Source organism: Anaerococcus sp. NML200574 (genome assembly GCF_026131665.1).
In the GTDB taxonomy this organism is placed as follows: domain Bacteria; phylum Bacillota; class Clostridia; order Tissierellales; family Peptoniphilaceae; genus Anaerococcus; species Anaerococcus kampingae.
This window is the reverse complement of record NZ_JAMXSM010000026.1, coordinates 1-24323: the sequence shown is the minus strand read 5'-3', so window position 1 is coordinate 24323 and position 24323 is coordinate 1. Positions and strand designations below refer to the sequence as shown.

Here is a 24323-nt window from a genome sequence, read left to right as displayed (position 1 = left end):
TCTTTTATTACTTTTTTCTTTAATTCTAAACTATATTTTTTCATTGCAGCCTCTTTTCTAGCTACAACTTTTGGGGAGTCCTACAGGGCATCTGCCGCCCCCTTGGGTTCCCCCTAGGTACGAAGATACAATTGTAAATGAATATAATTTAATAAAAGATAAAGTTCCGAAGAAAAACACTAAATAATTACCATTCATTAAAATAAAGAAAATATTATTATCTTGGATAATAAACCAGAGGTTTTTAGGGGAAGCCCCTAAAAATTTCAATATTTTGTAGTAAAATCAAATATATATTATTGGTGATTTAGGCAATTTGCCCTAAGAAAAGGTGATTTTATGAAAAAAATGTTATTTGTTTATAATCCAAACTCTGGCCAGAGGGCTATTCAGAATAGCCTTTCTTCTATTATTGAATACCTATCTAGCAAGGGGATTTTTCCTACTGTTTATGCTACCCAAAAGGCTGGAGATTGTCGTGAGATTGTTGAAAAATATGGAAAGGACTTTGATAACATCCTTGTATCAGGTGGTGATGGTACTTTGGATGAGGCTGTTTCTGCTGCTCTTAGAGCTGATATTGATCCGACTTTTTCTTATATACCTACAGGTTCTACAAATGATTTTTCAAGGTCTATTAATATTTCTCCAGAAATTGAAAAAGCGACTAGAACTGCTGTCAGGGGTAAGGTTAAGAGGATTGATGTTGGAAAGATTGATGATAAGTATTTTGTCTATGTGGCAGCCTTTGGAGCTCTCTCTGATATAAGTTTTTCTACTGATCAGGATATGAAAAATATTTTGGGCCGCTCTGCCTATATTGTTGAAGGACTTAAGAATTTACTTCCTATCCAATCTATGAAATCCTACCAGGCAGAAATTGAAGTTGATCATGAGCTTATTAAGGGTGATTTTATTCACTTTATGGCCTCTAATTCTATTTCTGTGGGTGGTTTTACTGATATTTTTGATGGAGAGGTTGGCCTTTCTGATGGGCTTTTTGAAATTACCCTGGTTAAAAGACCTGAGAGCCTTATTGACCTAAATAAGATTATCCAGGCCCTTACCAACAATGAGTCAAATGACTTTGTTATTAGGCGCCAGGCATCTAGTCTTAGGGTAAAGACTGATGAAAAAGTCTCCTGGTCGCTTGATGGCGACTTTGGTGGTAAAACTACAGATGCAAATATTGAGGTTATTCATAAAAGAATTAACATAAAAACAGGCCTTAAGGATTGATAAAAATATTTTTTGGAATATACTGATAGCTTACTATAAGCTTATTTTTAAATTTATGGTATAATACTACTAGAGAACCTAGGAGGTTATATGTTTAAAGTAGGCGATAAGATAGTTTACCCATTGCACGGGGCTGGCGTGATTGATTCCATTGAAAAGATGACTTTTATGGGCGAGGAGAAGGAATATTTTATTCTTAAGATGCCTATTGGAGATATGGATATATCAATTCCAGCTGAGAAAATAGGTGAAATGAACATCAGAAGTATTATTTCCAAGGAAGAAGGAAAAGAAGTTTTACAAATCCTAGATGACAAGCCAACAGAGATGAATACTAATTGGACCAAAAGATATAGGGACAATCAAGATATTCTAAAGACCGGAGATGTCTTTGAAATCGCTAAGATGGTTAGAAATCTTGCAATTTTGGATAATGATAAGGGACTTTCAACAACTGAGAAAAAGCTTCTTAATAGGGCAAGGAGAATCCTTGCTAGTGAGTTAGTCATGGTGGGTTCTCTAGACAAAGAAGAGGCAGAAAAGATGATAGATGAGTCTATCGGTTTATAAGGAGATATTATGAAGAGAATAATCAGATTAGTTTTCATGCTAATCGGGGCTGTTCTTGGAATAGTAGTCTTAAAAGTAGTTAACGCCGCTTTTGGGTTTATCCCTAATAGCGGCAAATTATTTATAGGGGCTAATATTCTAGCATCAGCTTTATTTGCATTTATTTTTTATTTAATTGCAGACCCGATTGCCAACAAAGCAACAATAAGTTTTTCAATTTTAGAAAAGAAGATTAGTAAATTGCCAGCAGCAAACCTTGTTATAGGCGTACTTGGTATAATTCTAGGTTTCTTAGTAGCAGCATTAGCATCTACCCCATTAACCAAACTATCCCTACCTGTAGTAGGAAATTCTATTTTTGTGCTATTATCTATTTTATTATATATCGGTTTTGGTTATCTTGGATGGAGACTTGCTATAAGAAATGCAGATGACCTAATAGCCTTCATGACAAGGTCAAAAGAAGATAAAAAAGACAAAAAAGAAAAAATAGCCTTTGACAGGGCAAATATGACCGCAAGTCCAAAGGTTCTCGATACATCTGTAATAATAGATGGAAGAATCCTTGATATAATAAATACAGACTTCTTGGAAGGTGAGCTAATAGTGACAGAATTTGTCCTAGAAGAACTCCAGCACATAGCAGATAGCCCAGATGACTTAAAAAGAGAAAGAGGTCGCAGGGGCCTTGATATAGTCAAGAAAATCCAAGAGACAGATAAGATAAAGCTAAAAGTCCTAGATAAGGATTACGAAGATATCAAAGAAGTAGATGCCAAGCTTTTAAAGCTTGCCCTAGATTTGGGAGCCAAGGTATTTACAAATGACTACAACCTAAGCAAGGTAGCAAATGTCCAAGGAATCCCAATCCTAAATATAAACGACCTAGCCAATGCCCTAAAGCCAGTAGTAATACCTGGAGAGCTAATGCAAATAGAGGTAATCAAAGAAGGAAAGGGCAAAAACCAAGGTGTAGGCTACCTAGAAGATGGAACCATGGTAGTAGTAGAAGATGGAGCAGGCCTCATAGATCAGGTCATAAATGCCAAAGTAACATCCGTCCTTCAAACATCTGCAGGCAGGATGATATTTGTAAGGAGTGAGGATGTACAAAGGAAAATACCTATCAGCCATCATAACAGCAGCTGGATCAGGACTTAGGATGGGTCTAGCCACAAACAAGCCATATATAGAGATAGCAGGCAAGAAAATCCTAGAAATAACCCTAGAAAAGGTCATCTCACTAGCTGAATTTGACGAAATAGTCCTAGTTATAAGAGAAGAAGATAGAAAAATGGCAGCTAGCCTAGTAGAAAAAATAAATGACAGGCGAATAAAGATAGTAAAGGGCGGCAAAAGCCGTGAAGAGTCAACATACAAGGGCCTAATGGTCTTAAATAAAAAAAGTCAACTGGTCTTAACCCACGATGGGGTAAGACCTTTTGCAAGCCTAGAACTTTTTAGAAGAACATTAAAAGAAATGGATAATTATAAGGCAGCCATAGCTGCAACCAAAGCCAAGGATACCATAAAAGTAGCCAATGAGAGGGGAGAGGTAGACTTCACTCCTAATAGAGACTTTGTATATAATATCCAAACACCCCAAGTCTTTGAGGTAGAAAAAATCAAGACCCTCTACGAAAAATATATGACAAGTGAAGCAAAAGTCACCGATGACAGCCAACTGTTCGAATTTTTTGACAAGAAAACACCGGTAAAAATCGTAGAAGGCGAATATCAAAATATAAAAATTACAACCCAAGAAGATATAATCTTTGGCGAAGGATTTTTAAGAAAGGAAGAAAAATGAGAGTAGGAATAGGCTATGACGTCCACAAATTAGTAGAAGGAAGGGACCTAATCCTAGGTGGAGTCAAATTTGATTATGAAAAGGGCCTCTTAGGCCATTCAGATGCAGATGTCTTAACCCATGCCATAATGGATGCCATCCTCGGCGCCCTAGCCCTTCCAGATATTGGCAACCTCTTCCCAGACACAGACCCAGCCTACAAGGACATATATTCCATTGACCTTTTAGATAGGGTTGTCCAAAAAATGGAAGATATGGGCTATGAAATAGGCAACATCGACTCAGTAATAATCTGTGAGATGCCAAAAATATCACCAAAAAGAGAAGAAATAGTAAAATTATTGGCTCGCCACCTAAAAACTGACCTAGCAAATGTATCAGTAAAGGCCTCAACCAGCGAGAAATTAGGCTTTACAGGAAAGGGCCTCGGCATAGAATCAAGAGCAATAGTTTACCTAAAGGAGAAAGAATGAGAAAATTAATAACCAGCGAATCAGTAACAGAAGGCCATCCAGATAAGGTCTGCGATCAAATATCAGATGCAATCCTAGATGAATGCCTAAGACAAGATAAAAACTCAAGAGTAGCTTGCGAGACAGTCACAACCACAGGCCTTGTCCTAGTAGTAGGAGAGATCTCAACAGAAGCCTATGCCCCAATAGAAAATATAGTAAGAGAGACCATAAAAGAAATTGGCTATACAGATGGAGATACAGGCTTTGACTATGAAAATGTAGCAGTACTCACCAGCCTAATCGAGCAATCAGCAGACATAGCCCAAGGTGTAGATAAGGCAAGCGAATATAAAGAAGGCTCTGACCCATTTGACCAAATAGGAGCAGGAGACCAAGGAATGGTCTTTGGCTACGCAGACAATGAAACAGACTTATACCTTCCAGTATCAGTAGCTATGGCCCAAGCCCTAGCTAAAAGACTAGCCCAAGTTAGAAAAGAAGGCATCCTAGACTATTTAAGGCCAGATGGCAAGACCCAGGTAACAGTAGAATATGATGATGATAAGCTAGTAAGAATCGACTCCATAGTCATCTCAAGCCAACATAAGGAAGAAGTATCCTTAGAAAAAATAAGAGAAGACATAATAAATCATGTTATAAAAGCAGTAGTAGATGAAAAATTAATAGATGAAAAGACCAAAATCTACATCAACCCAACAGGCAAATTCGTAATAGGCGGCCCAAAGGGAGATAGCGGACTTACAGGAAGAAAAATAATAGTAGATTCCTACGGCGGCTATTCAAAAGCAGGTGGCGGAGCATTTTCAGGCAAAGACCCAACAAAGGTAGACAGGTCAGCAGCTTATATGGCTAGATATGCAGCCAAAAACATGGTAGCAGCAGGCCTAGCAGATAAGCTAGAAATAGGAGTATCTTATGCCATAGGAGTAGCAAAACCCCTATCAATCTATGTAGATAGCTTTGGAACAGGCAAATACGATGACGAAAAACTCCTAGAAATCCTAGAAGAAAACTTCGACTTCAGACCAGCAGCCATAATAGCAAACCTAGACCTAAGACGTCCAATCTACAAAAAAACAGCCGCCTACGGTCATTTTGGAAGAGATGAAGAAGAGTTTACATGGGAGAGGTTGGATAAGGTCCAAGACCTTAAAAATTATTAGGGAGTTTCCCTAATAACCTTTTTCTTTATTATCCAAGATAATATTATTATTTACTTTAATTCTTCGGAATTTTATCACGTATAAAATGGTTGTCATCAAGCTGATGACTTCGCCAAAGGGGGAGGGCCAAGGACCCTTTCGCATGGGTCCTCATCGCCCTCCCCCTTACACCCCCTCTTCGTTACACCCCACAAGCGACTCTTGCAGAGGGCAAAAAGAAGATTGCCTCTGGCAATCTTCTTTGTTAGACCTGACTGCTATTCATCCTGGTTCAAAATCTATTATTTTAAATCTCGTCAGCTAAAAATTTAGATTCGCTACGCTCAACAAAATTTTTCAACGCTTCCTCGATTTAAAATAATTTACGATTTTATTTATATAAGTCTTAAGACTATCTTCCCTAGACCTGTTTATCGCAATGTTTGCGAGAGCAAACGAGCTTAGACCTACTATGATATCAATATACTCTCAGAATACAGAATAATTCTCCCAAGGTCGGGAGATTTTGTAAATGGAGATGCCGTTAAGAAAATCTCCTGACGCACGAGTACAAATAAGAATTCTGTACCTACTGAGATGTAGAGTTTATATAGAAGATTATTATGGCTAGATTGAGATTTTTAGGCATCGGAATGTCAAAATCAGTTATGATTAGAATAACTTTTACGAAGTGTTCTGTCTACTTAGAGTTGCTTGCCGAAGGCAAGCTTCTAATCATGCTCCCCGCTTTAGGGGCCGCCTGGGGGTGTAACGGAGAGGGGTTTAAGGGGGACATAAACGCCCCTTGATTTGGGGCGTTTATGCCGGAAACATAGTGCGGTAGCACGAAGGAGTTTGCGTAGCAAACGGGTTTCCGTCCGATGAGGGACCATGCGGAAGGTCCCTTGGGCCTCCCCTTGGAACGAAGATTCAATAGTAAATAATAATAATTTATTATGAGATAAAGTTACGAAGGGTAAAACTATATAATATTATTATTTTAAATAAAAGAAAAACTTTATCTTGGATGAAAAAATCACCCTATTATGATATAATTTTAGTAAGCAAAAAAATAAAGAAAACAAAGTTGCAGGTAATTTCTTATATCTAATGCTCCTATTCGTCGCATAAGATATAAGAAATTACATAAGGTTTCTCATCAGTTTATGCTTCGCACTTCGTGCTTGATAAACTGTGAGAACCGTAAAAATTTTGATTACAAAATTTTTACTACCATTAGAGAAAGAGAAAAATATTATGGCAAGATTTAGAAGGTCGGTTGCTATTGACCTAGGAACGGCTAGTGTGCTAGTCTATGTTTATAACAAAGGAATAGTTTTAAATGAACCATCTGTCATAGCTATAGATGTCCTTACAGATGAGATACTTGCGGTTGGTGAAGATGCTAAGAAATTGATTGGTAGGGCTGCTGGGAATGTTTCCTGTATCCTTCCGATGAAAGATGGGGTTATTGCAGATTTTAGAGCTACCGAGAGGATGCTTGAACATTTTTTGAATAAATCTGTCAAAAAATCCCTTTTCAAACCTGATTTACTTATTTGTGTACCAGCAAGGTCTACCCAAGTTGAAAAAAGAGCAGTCCTCCAGGCGGCTGAAAATGCTGGAGCTCACAGGACTTATCTTATTGAAGAACCCCTAGCTGCAGCCCTTGGCGCAGGTGTAGATATAACAGATCCTAAGGGATCTATGGTTGTCGATGTAGGAGGAGGCACTTGTGATATAGCGGTTATATCCATGGGCCAAATCATATCTAGTAAGTCTGTTGATGTAGCAGGTCTAACATTTGATAAGGCTATAAAGGATTATATTAGGACTCGCTATGGGCTACTTATTGGCGATCAAAGTGCAGAAGCTATCAAAAAAGAAGCAGGTAAGCTTACAGTCGATGATTCAATCGAGGTTAAGGGTAGGGAAATAGCTAATGGCCTCCCATCTAAGGTTTATATACCTGTTAGTGAGGTCAAGGATTCTATAAAACGTCAGATTGATTTGATTGTAGAAGGGGTAAAAAGAGTTATGGAAGTAACTCCGCCAGAACTTGCAAGTGATATATTTGATAGGCAAATTATCCTTACAGGGGGAGGCGCCTATACCTTGGGTCTAAAGGATAGGATCGAAGAGAAATTTAGGATTGAGGCAAGGATAGCTGATAATCCTCAAGAATGTGTAATTGAGGGAACTGCCAAGGCCCTAAATTGGATAGACCAGTTAGATGAGAATAGGAACGAAGCTATCAAAAGCAAGCAAGCAGAAAATGAAGCTTTTGAAAAACTAAGGAGAAGATAATGACAAAAAAATTAGTATTAGTAAGACATGGCCAAAGTGAATGGAACCTAGCTAACAAATTTACAGGTTGGGTAGATGTAAACCTATCTGATAAGGGTGTAGAAGAAGCTAAGGAAGCTGGAAGAAAGATTAAAGAAGCAGGCATCAAATTTGATTATGCTCACACATCAATCCTAAAAAGAGCTATCAAAACTTGTAACTTTGCTCTTGAATATTCTGACCAATTATTTGTACCAGTTGAAAAATCTTGGAGACTAAACGAAAGACACTACGGTGCCCTACAAGGTCTAAACAAAGCAGAAACAGCTGAAAAATACGGTGATGAACAAGTTCACATCTGGAGAAGATCATATGATACACTTCCACCAGAACTCTCAGCAGAAGAAAAAGAAAGACAAGCAGCACTTCCAATGTTTGCTCACCTTCCAAAAGATGTAATTCCAGGTGCAGAAAACCTAAAGGTAACACTTGAAAGAGTACTACCTTATTACTTCGACAAAATTGCTCCACAACTACTTGAAGGCGACACAGTCCTAGTAGCAGCTCACGGCAACAGCTTAAGAGCCCTAGCTAAACACCTAGAAAAAATCTCAGATGATGACATAATGGATTTAGAAATCCCAACAGGTCAACCACTAGTTTATGAAATAGATGATGAACTAAATGTAGTTAAAAAATATTATCTATAAATCTTTGAAAGAGTCCTTAAGGACTCTTTTTTATTGATATTTTAATATTAAACATATTTATTACACTTTTAATTGTGATAATAAAAATATCTTGTAAATATCCCTTATGAGCGTAAAGTGTTAACAGGATTAATTAAAATATATTATAAAGATTTATAAAATAAACTTGGCTAAGTTAAAGTTGTTTAAAGATATTCTACATAGATAGTAAGATTTACATGTATTGCTTTATATTTTAAATGTTAACTTATAAAAAATTATTAATTTTAAAGAAACATAAAAGTATTTGTAGGTTTTACGAAAATGATTTTATTAAATCTTTATTAGGAAAGAAGGAAAAAATGAGAATTGCTTCTGTTGAATATGAGAATGGTGTATCAAATTTAATAAATTCTCACTTTAATAAGAATGATGTTCTTGTGGAGAAAATCGAATCTATGGATGAGCTTTTGTTTAAAGATTGTAGCGTTTATGATCTTATCCTTGTTGATATGACTCATAATAAGTGTCTACAATTTATCCAATATATCAAACAAAAGACCAAAATTCCTGTAATCTACCTAACTGAAAGATATAAGAAAAATCCTTACGAGCAAGAACTTGATGATAAGGATTTTGTTATCCATTCTGTAACTAGGGATGAATTTATCCAAAATATTTTTAAGAAGGTAGAAGAGATAAGTCAGGCCAATATTATTAAGCTTGGTTTTTGCACCATGGAAGAAGATAATGGTATCTTTAGGGTTGGCAATAAGATTTTGGATTTAACCAAGTCTGAGCTTGCTATTTGTGCAATCTTAATCTCTAATATGGGCAAGACCCTTAGCAAGGAAGATATAGTGGAGATCATGAAAACTGACAAAAACCTTGACACCACACCTAGGTCTGTTAGAGAACATATCAGAAAGATTAGAAATGAGTTTAAAAAGGCAGATCTTGCTCCAATTGAGACAGTTAGTAGGCAAGGATATAGGTGGACACTTGATTCTTGTTCCCCTGAATAAAAATTTGACATATTATAGACGATAGTTTACAATATAAGTAGATAAATTAATAGATATTATATAGCAATGAAAACCATTGCTTCTTCAGGGAAAGGTGAAATTCCTTAACCGGCAGTTATAGTCTGCGAGTCCCTTTGGACCGATTTGGTGCAATTCCAAAACCGACAGTATAGTCTGGATGGAAGAAGATTATTATAATTTTTTTCGAGCCCTGATTTTAGGGCATTTTTTATGCCCAAAGGGAGGTATTATATGAACAAAACAAGATCTATTTCACTAAGCAACGTTACTAAAATTGGTATCTTAGCCGCTTTGGCTTTTATACTCATGTTTTTCCAAGTACCAATTCCAATAGCCCCACCATTTATGAGAGTGGATTTGGCAGATGTGCCAGCCCTTATAGGAGGCTTTGCTATGGGACCTTGGGCAGGAGTTGCTATTCAATTAGTTAAAAATATTCTTAATCTAACTAAGACACAAACTGTTGGAGTTGGCGAACTATCAAACTTTATAGTTGGTTCAACATTCGTATTTGTAGCATCTACAATTTATAAAAACAGGAAGACTAAGAAAACTGCTATCTTTGCACTTGCTTGTGGAGTTATCGCAATGACAGCTATAGCTACACTTTCAAATGCCTTTGTAGTATTCCCAGCCTATGCTAAGGCAATGGGATTCCCACTTGAAGCCTTTGCTGGCCAAGTACCAGGCAACCCACTTGTTAAATCCTATGTAAGCCTAATGCTACTTTCAATTGTGCCATTTAACCTAGTCAAGGGTGCAGTTGCAGCCTTAGTTACAGACCTAATCTATAAGAGGGTTTCGCCAATATTAAAAGCAAGATAAATTCTTATTATATTATTATCCTACAACATTCTGTTTATCAAAAAGCACTCTTTCATTATGAGGGTGCTTTTTGATTTTTTTAAAGACAAAGGTTTTTTTAGGGGTATAATGTTCTTACCATAAAGAGAAGGCGAGAGACAAGCTTGATGACCCTTCAGCAACCTAGCAAAGGCTAAGGTGCTAAAGCTTGAATGATGGATAGGTAGAAAATGAACATCCATCGCAGGTGGGTGTTTTTTGATTAAAAATTTGAAAATTTTCCGCCTAGGCATTTTATTTATGAAAGGACTTATTAAAATGAACGCTTTAGTTTTTCAATCAGACTTTGGTTTAGGAGATGGGGCAGTATCTGCCATGCACGGGGTTGCTAGAATGGTAAATTCTGATCTAATAATAGATGATCTAACCCACGATATCAAACCTTACAATATTTTTGAGGCTTCCTATAGGATTTTGCAAACCATAGAATATTGGCCAAAGGGAACAGTTTTTGTATCAGTAGTGGATCCAGGAGTAGGCAGCGATAGGCACTCTATTGTTGTAAAAACCAAGGCCGGCCACTACATTGTCACTCCTGATAATGGAACTATTTCCCATGTAGCTAAATTTATTGGCCTAGAATCTGCAAGGATTATCGATGAGGTTAAGGATAGGCTCCCATTCTCAGAAAATTCCCACACCTTCCATGGCAGGGATGTCTATGCCTACAATGGGGCAAAGCTTGCAAGTGATGAGGGTTATTATCATTTTCTAAAAGAAATTAGCCTTGATGAATTGGTATATTCACCTATCAAGGAGGCTGTATTTAAAGATGGAGTAATAGAGGGAACTATCGACATCCTAGATATTAGATTTGGATCTTTATGGACAAATATTCCGCTAGACTTATTAAAGAAGGCGGATATCAAGCAGGGTGATGCTATTAAGGTTACAATTTTCTATAAAAATATCAAAAAATATGAAAATCAAATGACCTTTGGCCATTCTTTCGCAGACGTTGGACTTGGGGAGACTATAGCCTATATCAATTCCCTAATAAATTTAGGTATAGCCATCAACCAAGCATCATTTTCTGACACCTACCAGATAGGGACAGGTGCAGATTGGACCATATTTATCAAAAAGGAGATATAATGAAAAAAAATAATTCAATTACAAGCATAGTTGCTATAGGCATTGGTGCTGCAGTGTTTTTTATTCTAGGTAGATTTTTATCAATACCAGTAGGTTTCATTCCAAATACATCAGTAGAAACAACCTACCCATTCCTAGCTCTAATGAGCGTGCTTTTTGGACCGGTTGTTGGATGCCTAATTGGACTTATAGGCCATGCTATCAAGGACCTATTAACTTACGGCCTATGGTGGTCATGGGTTATCACAAGCGGGGTAACAGGAGCAGGATTTGGCCTAGTTGGAAAAAATCTTGATCTAAGCAAGGGTAAATTTGAGAAAAAAGATATAATCAAATTTAACATCGGACAAATCATAACCAATGTCATCTCTTGGGGCCTAGTTGCGCCAGTTTTAGACATCCTAATTTATTCAGAGCCAGCCAATAAGGTGTTTGCCCAAGGTTTTGTATCAGCAGGCCTTAACAGCCTTGCAGTAGGAATTTTGGGAACAATCTTAATTGCAGCTTATGCTAAGACCCAAACAGCAGACAATTCATTAAGTAGAGACTAATATGACAGATAAGAGCCAGTCCTTAGTAAAATTTAATAATTACTCTTTTAAATACAGAGCACAGGCTGAGCCCTCCCTTATAGATATCAATTTAGAAATCAAAAAGGGTGAAAAAATTGTAATAGTAGGCCCATCAGGCTCTGGCAAGTCGACCCTTGCTAAGAGCCTAAATGGCCAAATACCAAATACCTTCCCCGGAGATATAGAGGGGGAGGTCTTTGTTGATGGAAAAAACATCAAGGATTCATCAATCTTTGACCTCTCCTTATCGACAGGAACAGTCCTCCAAGATACTGACGGCCAATTTGTAGGCCTTACTGTAGCAGAAGATATGGCCTTTTGTCTTGAAAATGATAAGGTGGACCAGGAAAAGATGAAAGAACTTGTAGAAAAATGGGCTGATGAGCTAAAGATTACAAAGCTCTTAGACAGAAAACCAAGCGATTTATCGGGTGGACAAAAGCAGACTGTATCAATAGGTGGGGTTTTGATAAGTCAAGTACCAATCTTGCTTTTAGATGAGCCTTTGGCAAACCTAGACCCAAAAAGCGGCAGGGCAACAATGAAGCTTGTAAGGGACTTGGCAGAAAGACTCAAAGTTACAGTCATAGTCATAGAACACAGGCTAGAAGAGGCTCTCCTCCTTGATCCAGACAGGATAATAGCGGTAGATGGGGGCAAAATATTAGCAGACCTATCTCCTACTGATCTTTTAAAATCAGATATCCTAGATAAAATCACAATCAGAAAGCCTCTCTACCTAGATGCCCTAACCTATGCGGGATGCGACATAAAAGCCTATGACAAGCTAGGAGACATTGACCAGGTAAATATAAAGGATTGTGACCTGGATAAGCTAAGGACTTGGTCAACAAATATCAAAGAAGAGGTCAAGGAAAATTCTAAGGAAGAGTTAATAAAAATTGAAGATTTATCCTTTGCCTATGACAAGGACTTAATTCTAGAAAATATAAATTTAGAGATAAAAGAGGGAGAGCTTACCTCAATTGTAGGGCCAAATGGAGCAGGTAAATCAACTTTAGCCAAGCTAATGGCAGGCTTTCTAAGGCCAAATAAAGGCAAAATCTACATCAAAGGCGAGGATACAAGCAGCCTTTCCATAAAAGAAATTGCAGAAAAGATTGGCTTTGTCCTTCAAAACCCTAATGCCATGATATCTAAAACCATGATTTATGATGAAGTCGCCTTTGGTCTAAGGATAAGAAATATTGACGAAGACCTAATAAGGGAAAAAGTAGAAGAGACCCTAAAGATTTGTGGCCTCTATCCATTTAGAAATTGGCCAATATCAGCCCTTTCCTATGGTCAAAAAAGAAGGGTTACTATAGCTTCGATCCTAGTCCTAGACCCAGAAGTTATAATCCTAGATGAACCAACAGCAGGCCAAGACCTAGGCCACTACAGGCAGATGATGGATTTTATCAAAGATTTAAGGGATAAGTACGGACTAAGTATACTTATGATAAGCCATGACATGCACCTAATCCAGGAATATACAGATAGAGTCATAGTTATAGAAGGTAAAAAAATCTTAGCTGACACCAATCCAGCAGATTTATTTTCTGAGAAAGACCTAATAGCTAGGGCACACCTTGCGGAGACATCTCTTTATAAACTTGGTCAAAAATTAGAAGGAATAGATCCAAAAGACTTCATAGAAAGTTTTATTGCATATGAAAGAGGAGGAAAAGATGAATAATACCCTAGGTTATATCAAAAAAGACACTCTAGTCCACGACCTATCAGGGGCAAGCAAGTTAATAGCCTTCATTCTCTTATCAATAATAGTAATGACATCTTTTGATACCAGATTTCTAATCTTTGTCATGGTCCTATCCCTGATAACCATGAAAGTAGCAAAAATCAAATGGGAAGAGATATCATTTTTGGTAAAAATAGTGGCGGTCTTTTCAATAATAAATCTTCTAGCTATCTATATCTTCGAGCCAGAATACGGGGTCAAACTTTATGGGACAAGGACAGTTCTTTGGGAGGGCTTTGGTAGGTATAGTTTAACAGCCGAGCAATTATTTTACGAACTAAATGTAGGCTTAAAATATTTTTCAACCATCCCCCTTGCCATAATCTTTATCCTAACAACAGATCCAAGCGAATTTTCATCAAGCTTAAATAGGATAGGCCTATCCTACAAAATCTCCTACGCAGTAGCCCTAGCCCTAAGATATATACCAGATATCCAGGCTTCCTACTACGATATAAGAAGCGCAAGCCAGGCCAGAGGCATAGAGATGAGTAGGAAGACAAGCTTTGTAAAAAGAGTAAAGGCAAGTTCAAATATAGTATTGCCCCTAATTTTTGACAGTCTAGAGAGAATAGAAACAATCTCCCAAGCCATGGAATTAAGACGTTTTGGCAAGAACAAAGAAAGAACCTGGTACAGGGCAAAGCCCTTTAAAAAATCAGACATATTTGTAATAATAGGAGTGGTTTTAATAGTGGGGATTGGGATTGCTTTATTTTTTGTAAATGAGGGAAGATTCTTTAATCCTTTTTATCAAAGATAAAGTATTTAGGGGGCTTCCCCCTAAAAATCCCACTTTATTATCTTGGATAGTAAAGCAAAAAGTTATTATCTTGGATAATAAAGAAAAAATACTCCTATCTAGGATAGGAAAAAAGGAATTTTTCATGAAAATCCAAACAACAATAGCTTCTTTTTCTCTTTCTCTAAGAAAGAGAAAAAACCAAAAAAATATCATCCTAAAGGTCACTCCGCCTTTTGGAGATCTTGTTCTTTCTGCACCTTCCCATGTCAGTAATAAGGACCTTGAGGCTTTTGTATCTGCTAGGAAAGATTGTATTATTAAAAATCAAGCTAAGTTTGCTAAGGCTAGGAATACCAGGGATGAGGGGCTTATTTATCTTTGGGGCAGGGCCTATAAGCTTGAATTTATTAAAGATAATAAAAATACTTTTAAGATTTGTGATTCAAAGATAATATTTTTTTATAAGGGGGACTTAAGTGGGGCTTTAAAAGATGAGCTCTTTGATGATTTTTATAGAAAATCTTTAGAAGCTAGGCTAGGTGAGGCTATTAAAGAGGCTGAGGATTTGACAGGGCTAAGGGCAGATTATTATAGGCTTAGGAAGATGAAGACTCGTTGGGGGTCTTGCAATATTTCTAAGAAGCGAGTTTGGCTTAATACAAACCTTGCTAAGTATGAGCCCATCTGCCTAACTTATGTCCTTGTCCATGAGCTTTGTCATTTGCTTGAACCTAACCACAGCAAGAGTTTTTATGCTTTGATTGAAAGCTTTTTTCCAGAATATAAAAAGGCTGAGGCCCTACTTAAGGAGCCTAAGCCTTAAAAAAGTAGCCGGCTATTTTGCCGGCTTTTGTTATCTTATTTATTGTAGTCATCTCCAAATAGTTTGTATGCTTGATCTTGAACGCCTTCACCACTTACAAATTCAAATACTCTTATTTCTTTGCCATTGTCATCTGTTGTTTTATAGACGCCTAGTGGTAGGGCCCAGACATTTACTACCTTAGATCCATCAGCTGCATCATAGGTATAATTAAGCCTATTTCCTAGGAGTTTGAGCTTGATTATTATATCTTCGCCTGAATTTAGCCTTGCCCTTAGGTAGTTATCCCATAGGCCAAATTTGCCATTTTCTGGCTCTATTTCAGCTTCATCGACATAGGATCCTCTTATTTTTATGATTGGTTGGTCTTTGTCAGCTTTTAAATCTAGGCCGCTTATGCCTATATCCTTGAACCTATCTTTATATTTCTCGGCATATTTCATATCGGCAAATATTCCTGCATTTTCTTTTAAGAATTTTTGAGCCTTATCTAGGTTTATAATGTCCTTGCCAGATTCTGTATCCATTTCATAGGAATCTAAGATCATTTTAGCTAGGATATCAAAATTTTCATCACCAGGATTAGTTTTATCTTCAGGATTTTCATCCTTTTCTTTAGCTACCTTATCTATGAATCTTTTCCATTCTGCTTCAAAGTAAGCAAGGTAATTTTTGTCATCTTTTTTGGCGCTTTTCATCTTCTTATCTACTAATTCTGACATCATTACAAAGTCTTCATTGTTAGAGTTTTTATCCTTACCCGCTAGGGCAAAAACATTGATTTGGCCATTTGCTATGTGGTTATCTGTACCTTCGATGGACATTATGTCCCTATCTTTTAAGGAACTGACCTTTGTTTTAGGCAAATAGATTTTAAAAGTCTGACCTACTTTTTTATCAAAATATGGAGACCTTACGAAGTTGTGGATATATTCATAACCATTCTTGTTGATTTTTTCTTCCTTATCTACTGGATTTTGATAGTCTAGGCTAGTTAGTTTTATTTCATAAGTTAGGTCATCAATTTTTTTGACTAGGTCAAATTTGGCCTTATATAGGGTAGATGAGAACATATTACCATTGCCATAAAGGGCTGCTCCGTCTACATTACCATTTTCTCGGAAATAAATTCTTTCAGACCCGCTAGCAGGATAGTTTGAAAATTCTTTGCCAGCAAGTTCTTTAAAGATATCATCTGTTTGTTTTGCCTTAAATTTTTTAGCCTTTTGGTCTTTTACTTCTACTCTATCTAGGATAATTATTTTTTGTTCGCCAAGACTTAGGCCATCTTCATCATCAGACTCAGCGGAATCTACACTGCTATCTGTATCATAATTTGCTTCAATATCGCTTTTGCTATTTTCCTTCTTAACACTACCCTTGTTATTACAAGCACTAAGCATTAGGGTCAGGGTCAAAAGACTTAATAGAATTTTTTTCATGTTCGCATCCTTTCTTCTTGTTAAGATAATTATATCATATTGCTTTAATATGTAAAAAGTTTCTTGCAAATAAAATAAAAACTGGAAATTATTTCTGGTATAATATAAGATATTTATAAAATAGGAGAATGAATGAAAAAAATATTAGCGATCCTTGCCATGACTTTAATTTTAGGAGCATGTAGCCAAAAGGATAAAGGCCTCGAAGAAGGAAAAGAAATTCAAAATCAGATAGTAGAGCCAAGTCTTAGCAATATGGCTGATGAAGATAGCCAAAAATTTGTAGAAAATACTCTTAAGGGCAAAATTAATCCTGATAGGGTAAATAGCTTTATGAAGCTTGTTAAGGACTATAATGAGGCTGTTGGTAGTGACTTGCTTATTGATGGTTTTATCAAGGATATAAATAAGACCTATGATACAGGCAAAATTATCAATAGGAGGGATGGAAAGGATTTAGTAGATACTAATTGTAGGATAAATGCTTTCTTGCTTAGTGAAGATGAGCTTACTAATAAAAATCAAACAGAAATCGATGATTCTATACTTTTTACCGATTTGGATATGATTAAAAAGGGAAATATTTTTAATGAAGATGAAACTTTGAAATTTAGGGAGTTTTTTACAAGTATTCCAACAGAAGGATCTAAAGATCCAGCGGTTCAGGGCAAGGTTGCCGAAAAATATTATCAGAAGTGGACCTATCCAGAAAAAATTGACCTAGTATCTGTCATGATCCATGACAAATTAGATGGGGACAAGCTTTTTATCGGCCATATAGGAGTTTTGACAGAAATAGAGGGAGGATATCTATTTGTAGAAAAAATCTCCTTTGAGGAACCTTATCAAGCCATAAAATTCCCTACAAAGGATGCTTGTTATAAGTATTTGAAGGATAAGTTTAAGGACTTCATAGATCCAGAAGCAGCCCCACCTTTTATTATGGATAATGGAAAATACATCGAATAAATGTTGAAATATAAAGAAAACCCAGTTATTAAGCAAAACTTAATAACTGGGTTTATTTTTATCCTTGCAAGCCGTCAGCTTGTCTTTGCATATTTTCTACCACGATATCGTGTATATCGCCTAGGCTTGCTGCGTATTCTAGGACTTTCCATGGTTTGTTGGAGTGGAAGTGGATTTTTATTAAGTCTTCATCCCCAACTGCAAGTAGGGAATCACCCTCTAGATTTTCTGAAATATAGTCAAAGATTTCATCTTCGTCTAGGTCTTTGTCTGTTCTTGCTATTAACATTTGGCAATCAAATTTGAATTCGATTTTTTCGCCTGGTTTAAATTCGTGCATTATTAGTCCCCCTTATTCAAAATAAATTATTTTCATCTTAATTGTTTATATCATGATGAACAGTATCTATTTATCGATTCTCTTCGTTCAAGGGGGAGCCCCAAGGGACCTTCCGGATGGTCCCTCATTGGGCTCCCCCTTAAACCCCCTCCCCGTTACACCCCACATCCGGCTCCTTAGCGGAGGGCGAATAAGGTTGCTTGCCTTCGGCAAGCTTCTTGAGTAATGAGGATAGTTATTTCAATAGATTTTCTTTAACCGATAAGCTTACTTTTATAAATTATACCTTAGTTTCTTTGTGTCAAGTTTCTTTTTAGTTCGGCTTCTAGGTTTGCTATTTCGGCCTTGGCTTGTTCTCTATTTTTCTTGCCTTCTATTTGGATGTTTCTTACTTCTTCTATGGTTGTTATTAGGGCTTCGTTTGTATGTTTTATTGTTTCTAGGTCTATTATACCACGTTCTGTTGCCTTGGCGGTTTTTATGGTGTTTTGTTTTAGGGTGTCGGCGTTTTTCCTTAATAGCTCATTAGTTAGGTCGGTTACTCTTTGTTGGGTTCTTATGGCCTGGTCGGTGTGATTCATGCCTAGGGCTAGGACCATTTGGTTTTTCCAGAGTGGGATGGTGTTTACTATGGTTGTTTGGATTTTTTCTGCCATTATGGAGTTTGATGATTGGACCATCCTTATTTGTGGAGCCATCTGGATTGATACCATCCTTGTTAGATCAAGGTCGTGGAGTTTTTTCTCAAAGCGGTTGGCCTGGGCCTTTAGGTCATTTACCTTTTGGGCATCTAGTGGAAGGTTACTTGCCTGAGCTTTGAGCTCTAGGGCTGGGATGTCGTTTTTGTAAAGGTCGGCTAGCTTTCTATTTCCTGCCTCGATGTACATGGAGATTTCCTTGTAGTAGTCTTCATTTAAATCATACATCTGATCGAGCATGGATATATCCTTCATGAGGGTTATCTGATGATTTTCTAGGACCTTTGCTACGTCATTTATGTTTTTTTCGGCTGATTGGTAGCGAACTTTGAGGTCTTCTAGCTTGTTGGTAGCTTTTTTGAAAAAGCCAAGTGGGCCAGATGGTTCTTCATCTTCCATATGTCTGATATCAACGACTACCTTATCAAGTAGTCCTCCGATTTCTCCTAAGTCCTTGTTTCTTACTGTGTCTAGGGTTTTTTCGGAGAAGTTTGAGATTTTCTTTTGGGCTCCTGAGCCGTATTGCAAGATGATATTTGTATTTTCTAGGTCAATTTTTTTGGAAAACTCATCTATCATCTTCTCTTCTGCTTCTGAAAATGTGATTTTATTTTCAATCAAGTCTGGGCTATCATTTGTGATTGCTTCTAGCTTTGGGTCGTTTTCTTCTGCGCCATCTAGGCTTAATTTGATGTCACTCATTTTTCACTCCAATCATTTTCTAGTAGGCCTTCTTGGTTTAGGATTAGCTCTATGGTGTCTATGTCTGTTTTTACATCCATAGCCCTGTCGCTTAGAAGGTCTACCTTGATGTTGTCAAAGGCTTCAGCAATGGTTTTGATTGAATTTTCAATCTCTGCCATGGCCTTTCTTATCTTTATATCATCTGTATTCATCAGCTCAAATTCTTCGAATGATTCGATTAGTTTGAGGGAGGTTGGCATGTAATAGTCGTTAAACTTTGTAAGACTACTTGCCTTTTGCGGATATTTTTTGACTATGTTTAAGATGTCAGCTATATTTGTGAAAAGAACAGAAAGCTTGGCCTTAAAGGATTCTGACCTTATGTTTGATCCTGATTTATTCATTTTTTCTAGGATTTGGTCTGAGTTTGTAATTATATTTTCTGCTTGGTCCTTGTTTATATCTTCAACTGACACATCATCTGTGATTTCTTCCCTCTTATAGTAAGGAAGGCCAGCCATTTTTTCCTTGTAGAGCTTGAAGGTTGGTATATCAAGGATGAATATTGAATCATTTTCAACAATTCTTGCTTGTTTGAAGTAGTTTTGCTTCATAAAATATAGCAAATCATTGATTGTCTGTTTTTCACTCTGGCTTACCGCACTAGCCAAGTCTTTTATTGAAATAATAGTGTTTGTCCCAAGCTCCCTTTTAAATCTGGAATAGTTTATGGCTAGGCGCTTGTTGTTATTGGCTATTTGCCACATGTAGATAGGTACTCCTATCCCTACAGCAATTAGTAATGATTTAAATATAAAATTCGCTAAGCCCATATAAAGTAATTCATCTAAACCTATACTAATGCAGGTAATGCCAATAAGGACTGCAAAGAATTTAAGGCCATTAATCCTTCCTGGACCAATTGGATTTTTTTGCTCGCACACATTTGGGTCTCTTATGGCTGGTAGATTTGTAGAAAATCCTCTGCTAAAGCCATTTATGGCTGATGTTACTGAATTTTTAATTTTTTGCCCGATTGAGGCAAAGTCTATATTATCTAGGTCGAAATCTAAATCGTCTAGGTCAAATCTAAAGTTATTATTTTTCTTTGCCATTTTTCTCTCACTTTCATTTTCTATAATCATTATACGCTAGCTCAATATAATTTAAATAGAATTTAATATATTTAAGATTATTTTTTGAAAAATTCAATATATCAATCTTTTAGGTCTATAACTTTATCAAACTTGTCTTCGATGGCAAATATATCTTCTCTAGAGCCAAAAACTGTTATATTATTAAGGTTCATGGCCTTTTTGAAATCATCTGCCATAGCTTTTATGTCTTCGATTTTTGTGGTCTTAATTTCAGCAAGGATTTCATCTTCTTTTTTTGCGTTTTTGATCCTAAAGTAGGAATAATCGCTATCTGCCATTTGTTTTGGTGACCTAGGTCTTAGGATAGAGCCCATGGATGAGATTTTTTGGTTGTCAAAATCTCTCTGACTCATTTCAAGGTTTGCTGCGATTTCTGGAATCTGGTCATAGGCTTCTAGGGTTTTTTCTATATTTGGGTCCCTGTAGGAGTAAGTTGCAAGGTTTAGGGCCCTTGTTATGGTCATTCCTGCCCCGTAGGCACCGCCCTTGGCTCTGATTAGGGAATATAGGTAAGGATTTGAAATTATAGAGCTTGCTAGCATGTAAGAGCCTTTAAAGCTTTTAGCATCAAGCTTTGCTGATTTTGATACGTAATTTACATTGGCATCTGATGCGATGGCTTCTTTTACAGGCTTTGGTGAAAAGTCAATTTCTACATCTTCTGGCTTATCCTTAAGATTTACTAGATTATCATTGATTGCATTCTTCATTATTAGGTAATCTTCTTTAGTTGCCGCAATATTAATTGAAAGACTCTTTGTAAAGATTTCCTTGCTAATTTTTTCTAGTTTTTCTATGAGGCTTTCAAAATCATTTTCACAAAGCTTGATGACATCTTTTATAAAGTCATAATAGGCTAGACCTGTTATATTTTCCTGGATGAAGGCAGCCTTATCTAGGTGTGAATTATTCCTATTTATGGCTATCATGTGGCCTGAATCATATATTCTTGATTCGAAAATTGACTTTCTAATCCTTAAAAGCTCAAGGATTCTCGCCTTATTGTCAAAAATAGAATTAAAGGCAAAGTCATTTACTAGATTCATGGCATCTTTTGCATAGGCCCTTAGGGTCTTAAATCCAACTTTAAAGTTCCTATCAATTTTTTCTGGCCCTTGTCTAAAGTTTGTTATTGAAAAGTTGATAGAACCAAGTTTTTGCCAGATTATATCGTCAATTTCTGTATAGGATATATTTTTTGTATCTATTGATGCAGCAAGCTCTGCAAAGATTTGGGCGTATTTTAAGTCCTCCAGGCTTAGGTGATTGATATCAAAATAAAGTTCTGTATAGATGAGGCCTGCTGTATTTAGGTCGTTGAAAACATATTGGAATTTTTCTTCTTCAACGAGTCTTTTTACTTTTACAGTTGCTGTTGGCACATCTCTTAGGTCAAGGACTGGGATTGTGGCCTTTTCTTTCTCGGTATTTTCCCTATTTTGGTAGGTCTCAAGATTCTTAAGAGATGCCTTTATCTCTTCTAATTTTTCATCAGACATCTCTCTATTGACCCTAGCAAGAAAATCTTTAAATTCGGCGTCTTTCTTTTTGTTGTAGTCCATGCTTGGCTTTGAAAGGTGAATTAGCCTTGTAGGATTATTTATATAGAAATCTTTGATGAAATTTTCATAATAATCTGTATCTATTAATTCCCTTAATTCCTTTAGATAGTCAACGATTTTGAATACTTCGAAAGGATCTGCGTCAAAGGACATGGATAGGTAATAAGTAAGGCCTGCATTTACAGAATTTAGGTTTTCCAATTGACCAAATTCAAAGAGAGAAAAGGCAGATTTTAGGGCTTCCTTATTTAGGCCCTGGCTTGCTTCTTTAAGGCCATCTTCAATTATGTCTACAAAATCATCTAGCTTATCTCCATCTGCCTTTTGGGCTTGGATGATAAGGCCAGCGCGGTTGCCGTAGGTATTTCTTGCATAGAAATATTCTGGTGATAATTTTTCTTGGACTTTTAGCCTAATCTTTGATGAATCCATATTAAAAAGGGCATTGACAAGGACAGCTGCTGTGAGTGTTTCCTTTATATCCAGGCTTGAGTGGGTGAGCATGGCATAGGATAGGTAGTCTTCGTTTTCATTTTCCCTTGCAGATGGATAAGTCCCCTCGATTGGAGCTTCATAATGATTTTCCACAACTTCTATGGCAAGGTCTATATCCTTATAATCATAGTGGCTTAGATATTCCTCATCAAGCCTTGTAAGATAGGCATCGATGTCATCTATATTTCCATAATAATAGATATAGGCATTTGATGGGTGGTAGTGAGTTTTGTAAAAGTCCACAAAGTCATCAAAGGTCAAATCCTTGATATCAGCAGGATTTCCACCTGATTCGTATTCATAAGGACTATTTTTATAGAGGTAAGAATTTATTTCATTTGAGATAAGGCTTTCTGGATCAGAAAGAGCCCCTTTCATTTCATTATAAACTACGCCAGATACGCCGACGACCTTATCATTGTCATCAAGATCAAAATGCCAACCCTCTTGGTCAAGGATTTCCTTTTTTTCAAGGACAAGGGGTGCAAAAACCGCATCTGTATAGACATCAACTAGGTTTCTAAAGTCCTTGTCGTTTTCACTAGAAACAGGGAAAACAGTCTTATCAGGATAGGTCATAGCATTTAGGAAGGTCTGTAGGCTCGAAGAAGCCATATCCATAAAGGGATCCTTAGTCCTATATTTCTTAGATCCATTAAGAACAGAATGTTCCATAATGTGGGCCATGCCCTTAGAATTTGTAGGAGGAGTCTTAAAACCAATCCCAAAAGTCTTATTAGCATCGGTCGACTTGGCAAAGACAATCCTCGCCCCAGTTTTTATATGTTTGTAGTAAAAGGCGGTGATCCCTAACTTGTCAAAGCCTTCACTTTTAATTAATTCGTAATTTTTATTCATTATATATCCTTTACTTTTTCATTTTAAGATGATTATACCATTTTTATCCAAGATAAAGTATTTTAGGGGCTTCTCCTAAAAATCCCTGTTTTATTATCCAAGATGGTTGGTTTATTATCCAAGATAATATTAATATTTACTTTAATTCTTTGTAATTTTTTATCATAATAAATTATTGTCATTAAGCTGATGACTTCGCCAAAGGGGGAGGGCCAAGGACCCTTTCGCATGGGTCCTCATTGCCCTCCCCCTTACACCCCCACTTCGTTACACCCCGCAAGCGACTCTTGCAGAGGGCAAAATGAAGATTGCCTCTGACAATCTTCTTTATTAGACCTGACTGCTATTCATCCTGGTACAAAATCTATTATTTCAAATCTCGTCATCTAAAAATTTAGATTCACTCCACTTCGTTTCGTTCAACAAAATTTTTGGACGCCGACTTGATTTGAAATAATTAACGATTTTAATTAAGTATATCTTAAAGTTCTATTCTCTAAACAACTAATCGCAAAGTTTGTCAAAGGCAGACGAGTCTTAAATCTACTTTGACGTTAATATTCTCTCAGAATACAGAACTATATCCCCAAAGGTCGGGAGATTTTGTAAATGGAGATGTCGTTAAAAAAATCTCCTGACGCACGAGTGAATATTAAATTTCTGTAACTACTAAGATGTAGGGTATATACAAAACATAAATTTGGACTAGATTGAGATTTTTAGGCATCGGAATGTCAAAACTAGTAAGAATTAGGATGGCTAAAACAAAGGATTATGCCTGCCAAGAGAGGCTTGCCGAAGGCAAGCTTCTGTTCATGCTCCCCGCTTTAGGGGCCGCCTGGGGGTGTAACGGGGAGGGGTTTAAGGGGAGGCCGATGAGGGACTATGGTACCCCCAAAAAGTTGTAGCTCAATTTCTTACAATACAAATATATTATAGATTGATGGTGGCCCTTTTCTATAGAAAAGGGCGATTTATCAAGATAATATACTGATTTTT

22 protein-coding genes and 2 riboswitches are annotated in these 24323 nt (G+C 36.8%); of the genes, 17 read left to right on the top strand and 5 right to left on the bottom strand.

Annotated elements, in window-relative coordinates; translation table 11 throughout:
• The first annotated feature begins 339 nt into the window (after positions 1-339).
• From NH286_RS08725 to NH286_RS08650, 16 genes are all read left to right on the top strand, one after another.
• Positions 340-1239: a diacylglycerol/lipid kinase family protein gene (locus NH286_RS08725; protein ID WP_265214274.1), complete on the top strand. Its 900-nt coding sequence runs from the start codon at positions 340-342 to the stop codon at positions 1237-1239.
• Positions 1240-1329: 90 nt separating this feature from the next.
• On the top strand, positions 1330-1809 hold the full coding sequence (locus NH286_RS08720; RefSeq protein ID WP_106461074.1) for a CarD family transcriptional regulator: 480 nt from the start codon (positions 1330-1332) through the stop codon (positions 1807-1809).
• 9 nt (positions 1810-1818) lie between these two features.
• Positions 1819-2970, top strand: coding sequence for a PIN/TRAM domain-containing protein (locus NH286_RS08715; protein ID WP_265238331.1), 1152 nt, complete (start codon positions 1819-1821; stop codon positions 2968-2970).
• Positions 2915-3619, top strand: coding sequence for a 2-C-methyl-D-erythritol 4-phosphate cytidylyltransferase (ispD, locus tag NH286_RS08710; RefSeq protein WP_265238329.1), 705 nt, complete (start codon positions 2915-2917; stop codon positions 3617-3619). Before NH286_RS08715 ends, ispD begins: the two co-directional genes overlap by 56 nt.
• Positions 3616-4092, top strand: coding sequence for a 2-C-methyl-D-erythritol 2,4-cyclodiphosphate synthase (gene ispF, locus NH286_RS08705; RefSeq protein WP_265214267.1), 477 nt, complete (start codon positions 3616-3618; stop codon positions 4090-4092). Before ispD ends, ispF begins: the two co-directional genes overlap by 4 nt.
• Positions 4089-5258: a methionine adenosyltransferase gene (metK, locus tag NH286_RS08700; RefSeq protein WP_265238327.1), complete on the top strand. Its 1170-nt coding sequence runs from the start codon at positions 4089-4091 to the stop codon at positions 5256-5258. The genes ispF and metK overlap by 4 nt, the downstream gene beginning before the upstream one ends.
• 602 nt (positions 5259-5860) lie before the next feature.
• Positions 5861-6046: a hypothetical protein gene (locus tag NH286_RS08695; protein ID WP_106461069.1), complete on the top strand. Its 186-nt coding sequence runs from the start codon at positions 5861-5863 to the stop codon at positions 6044-6046.
• Between the two features lie 448 nt (positions 6047-6494).
• Positions 6495-7544: a rod shape-determining protein gene (locus tag NH286_RS08690; RefSeq protein ID WP_106461068.1), complete on the top strand. Its 1050-nt coding sequence runs from the start codon at positions 6495-6497 to the stop codon at positions 7542-7544.
• Positions 7544-8233 carry a 2,3-diphosphoglycerate-dependent phosphoglycerate mutase gene (gene gpmA / locus NH286_RS08685; RefSeq protein WP_265238324.1) on the top strand — a complete coding sequence of 230 codons (690 nt, stop codon included), beginning with the start codon at positions 7544-7546 and terminating at the stop codon, positions 8231-8233. Before NH286_RS08690 ends, gpmA begins: the two co-directional genes overlap by 1 nt.
• Before the next feature lie 341 nt (positions 8234-8574).
• Positions 8575-9237: a winged helix-turn-helix domain-containing protein gene (locus tag NH286_RS08680; RefSeq protein ID WP_106461066.1), complete on the top strand. Its 663-nt coding sequence runs from the start codon at positions 8575-8577 to the stop codon at positions 9235-9237.
• 76 nt (positions 9238-9313) lie between these two features.
• A riboswitch (FMN riboswitch) is annotated at positions 9314-9431 on the top strand.
• 58 nt (positions 9432-9489) lie between these two features.
• A complete protein-coding gene (locus NH286_RS08675) occupies positions 9490-10083 on the top strand; it encodes an ECF transporter S component (RefSeq protein ID WP_106461065.1) in 594 nt (197 codons plus the stop codon).
• Positions 10084-10197: 114 nt separating this feature from the next.
• Positions 10198-10284, top strand: a riboswitch (SAM riboswitch).
• A gap of 96 nt (positions 10285-10380) precedes the next feature.
• Positions 10381-11217 carry an S-adenosyl-l-methionine hydroxide adenosyltransferase family protein gene (locus tag NH286_RS08670; RefSeq protein ID WP_106461156.1) on the top strand — a complete coding sequence of 279 codons (837 nt, stop codon included), beginning with the start codon at positions 10381-10383 and terminating at the stop codon, positions 11215-11217.
• The gene (locus NH286_RS08665) at positions 11217-11768 is read left to right on the top strand and encodes an ECF-type riboflavin transporter substrate-binding protein (RefSeq protein ID WP_106461064.1); all 552 of its coding nucleotides are present in this window, start codon (positions 11217-11219) and stop codon (positions 11766-11768) included. Before NH286_RS08670 ends, NH286_RS08665 begins: the two co-directional genes overlap by 1 nt.
• A gap of 1 nt (position 11769) precedes the next feature.
• Positions 11770-13488, top strand: a complete 1719-nt coding sequence (locus NH286_RS08660) for an ABC transporter ATP-binding protein (protein WP_106461063.1) — start codon at positions 11770-11772, stop codon at positions 13486-13488.
• Complete coding sequence (locus NH286_RS08655) at positions 13481-14314, top strand: energy-coupling factor transporter transmembrane component T family protein (RefSeq protein WP_265214257.1); 834 nt, start codon at positions 13481-13483, stop codon at positions 14312-14314. The genes NH286_RS08660 and NH286_RS08655 overlap by 8 nt, the downstream gene beginning before the upstream one ends.
• A gap of 124 nt (positions 14315-14438) precedes the next feature.
• The gene (locus tag NH286_RS08650) at positions 14439-15119 is read left to right on the top strand and encodes a M48 family metallopeptidase (protein ID WP_265238320.1); all 681 of its coding nucleotides are present in this window, start codon (positions 14439-14441) and stop codon (positions 15117-15119) included.
• A 35-nt stretch (positions 15120-15154) separates the two neighbouring features.
• Here NH286_RS08650 and NH286_RS08645 read toward each other — a convergent pair whose 3' ends face one another.
• Positions 15155-16561 carry a hypothetical protein gene (locus tag NH286_RS08645; RefSeq protein ID WP_265238318.1) on the bottom strand — a complete coding sequence of 469 codons (1407 nt, stop codon included), beginning with the start codon at positions 16559-16561 and terminating at the stop codon, positions 15155-15157.
• 132 nt (positions 16562-16693) lie between these two features.
• Here NH286_RS08645 and NH286_RS08640 point away from each other — a divergent pair, with 132 nt between their 5' ends.
• A complete protein-coding gene (locus tag NH286_RS08640; RefSeq protein ID WP_265238317.1) occupies positions 16694-17530 on the top strand; it encodes a DUF4300 family protein in 837 nt (278 codons plus the stop codon).
• A gap of 58 nt (positions 17531-17588) precedes the next feature.
• On the opposite strand, the gene NH286_RS08635 is transcribed toward NH286_RS08640, so the two are convergent.
• The 4 genes from NH286_RS08635 to NH286_RS08620 form a co-directional block, all read right to left on the bottom strand.
• Positions 17589-17870 (bottom strand): kinase to dihydroxyacetone kinase, encoded by a 282-nt coding sequence (locus NH286_RS08635; protein ID WP_265238316.1) that lies wholly within the window; start codon positions 17868-17870, stop codon positions 17589-17591.
• Between the two features lie 287 nt (positions 17871-18157).
• Positions 18158-19270: a toxic anion resistance protein gene (locus NH286_RS08630; protein WP_265238315.1), complete on the bottom strand. Its 1113-nt coding sequence runs from the start codon at positions 19268-19270 to the stop codon at positions 18158-18160.
• Positions 19267-20367 carry a 5-bromo-4-chloroindolyl phosphate hydrolysis family protein gene (locus tag NH286_RS08625; protein ID WP_265238314.1) on the bottom strand — a complete coding sequence of 367 codons (1101 nt, stop codon included), beginning with the start codon at positions 20365-20367 and terminating at the stop codon, positions 19267-19269. The genes NH286_RS08630 and NH286_RS08625 overlap by 4 nt, the downstream gene beginning before the upstream one ends.
• 101 nt (positions 20368-20468) lie before the next feature.
• Positions 20469-23324 (bottom strand): insulinase family protein, encoded by a 2856-nt coding sequence (locus tag NH286_RS08620; RefSeq protein ID WP_265238312.1) that lies wholly within the window; start codon positions 23322-23324, stop codon positions 20469-20471.
• Positions 23325-24323: the final 999 nt, after the last annotated feature.